A 2,050-nucleotide genomic window follows, 5' to 3' on the forward strand; every position below is an offset into this window, starting at 1 on the left:
AGTACAAAGCGTACTTTGATTGATCGACGTTTCTGCTTTGTCCACATAAAATAGCACAGTCTTTACAGCACAAATTTCTTAATAATCAGCCCAACTATGCACGATTTTGATTAATACCTCATTACCAAATCTACACTAAATAATCTTATTATGTTCAATTCCCCCCCTTAAGACAATCAAAGTAAGTTGAATGCCCCACTTTTTCTATTACAAATATTGGATATCCTCTAATTTGTAGATTTTTTCCCCAAATTTCCTGTTAAAATAAGGATAAAATCAATCAATACCCAAGGTATAATTATAAAAATAATCCCTATAAGCCCTATCCCCATAAATAGTAGACCTATTGTACTTAGTATAGTTATAAGAAGCATTACAATGCCTGTTATAATTTTACCAACCATAAAACGATGAATCCCCAATGCACCAAAACACATGCAAACGATCGCTAACAACATTTTTGATTGTTGTGGCTGCCCTGCTGACAAGATAGGAAAAACAGACTTAATGGTATCCCCTTCACAGACAAAATCAACCATATCACCAACCTTTGGTGGCTTTTTTCCTGACCAATTCCTACTCAAGAACTGATAACGCTTACCATCACCACCTGAAACGAAATAATTTCCTTGATCCTGACTAATAATTTTACCTTTCATCTTCACCACCTATAAAATTGTTATGCATAAAGAAGCTTTTCTTCTAATATGATAATATGTTGGATAAACCTCACGGCATGAATACGATCTGTACTCACCGTGATATACGACATTTTAAAAAGCTTAAAATCCCCCAACAACTTAAAATTCCCGCATTTATAAGTGGCAATACAAAGCACGCTGTTCGATTTGTACTTTTGCTTTTTATATGAAATAGTACATTCTTTTTCAATATTTTTATTTAAATATTCATAATTTTATTTAATATTTAACATTAAAGACATAGAATAAAATAACTTACATTATTAAATTAATATATTGATAAATATAAATAAAATTATTTGTTTATATTAAAATTTTGTCGAGTTGCTATAACTTGGTAATTTTATTGCCATCTGCATCTCTAAAATATCCAGATAAAATAACTATAAAATCAATAAATGACCACAGTATATTGATAAGAATTCCTATACCTGTTACATTTATGAGAAGCATTACGATACCCGTTCCAATTTTACCAGCCATAAAGCGGTGAATACCCAACCATCCCAAAAAAAAACAAATAACTGCCAGACCTAATCTTGATTGCTCTGATTCTTTTTGACTTAAGAGAGGGAGAACAGATTTAACAACATTATCTTCATATACAAAATCAACAATATCCCCTATACTCGGCGGTTTTTTTCCTAACCAATTCCAATCCTCAAATTGATAACGCTTATCATCACCTCCCGAAACGAGATAAACTCCTTGATCTTGACCAATAATTTTACCCTTCATCCTTGCCCACCTATAAAGCTGCTCCTTATGTGTTATTCATAAAGAAACTATTTCTTTTTATAATATGCTGATTAACCTCACGGCGTAAATAAAATTTGTAGCAGCCGTGATAAACATGAAATTAAAATAGTTTTGCCCCCCAATGATCTAACGCTTTCTGCTGCTATAAGCAGCAATACAAAACAACCTTAGTTGATTTACCCACATAAAATAGCACAGTCTTTTTCAATACTTTTATTCAACTGTGCATATTTCTCTTAATATCTCACATTAAAGAAATAGAGTACAATAATCTTGCATTATTGCAACTTAATATATTGATCGAAATAAAAAGTAAACTTTATTATTTTCTTTTTATTGTAAATTTTTCACAAATCTGTAATCTGATTCCCATCTTTATCCGTAAATTTTCCAGCAATAATGAGTATAAAATCAACAATCGCCCAAATACCGGTAATCATCAATCCAAACAATGATAAAGATAAAACGAGCATTAAAGTACCCGTCCGAACTCTCCCAACCATAAAGCGATGAACACCAAAGATACCTGCAACCCAACAAAGCAGTGCGAACATTATCTTTGTGTTCTCTGTACCTGGTCTCAACAATGG

General features: G+C 32.0%; 3 protein-coding genes. All 3 read right to left on the reverse strand.

Annotated features, from left to right (window positions below; translation table 11 throughout):
* Positions 1–227: 227 nt before the first annotated feature.
* Positions 228–659, reverse strand: coding sequence for a hypothetical protein (locus tag ACFIL8_RS09510; RefSeq protein ID WP_375622161.1), 432 nt, complete (start codon positions 657–659; stop codon positions 228–230).
* 369 nt (positions 660–1,028) lie between these two features.
* Positions 1,029–1,439, reverse strand: a complete 411-nt coding sequence (locus ACFIL8_RS09515; protein ID WP_375620764.1) for a TM2 domain-containing protein — start codon at positions 1,437–1,439, stop codon at positions 1,029–1,031.
* A 368-nt stretch (positions 1,440–1,807) separates the two neighbouring features.
* The coding region (locus ACFIL8_RS09520; protein ID WP_375689578.1) for a TM2 domain-containing protein at positions 1,808–2,050 on the reverse strand (243 nt) is incomplete at its 5' end.

This window comes from Bartonella sp. AP57NXGY (assembly GCF_042195805.1).
Taxonomy (GTDB): Bacteria; Pseudomonadota; Alphaproteobacteria; order Rhizobiales; family Rhizobiaceae; genus Bartonella.

Coding starts and splice junctions, on each gene's coding strand:
- ACFIL8_RS09510 (WP_375622161.1), bottom strand. CDS start 659: ATGAAAGGTAAAATTATTAGTCAGGATCAAGGAAATTATTTCGTTTCA.
- ACFIL8_RS09515 (WP_375620764.1), bottom strand. CDS start 1,439: ATGAAGGGTAAAATTATTGGTCAAGATCAAGGAGTTTATCTCGTTTCG.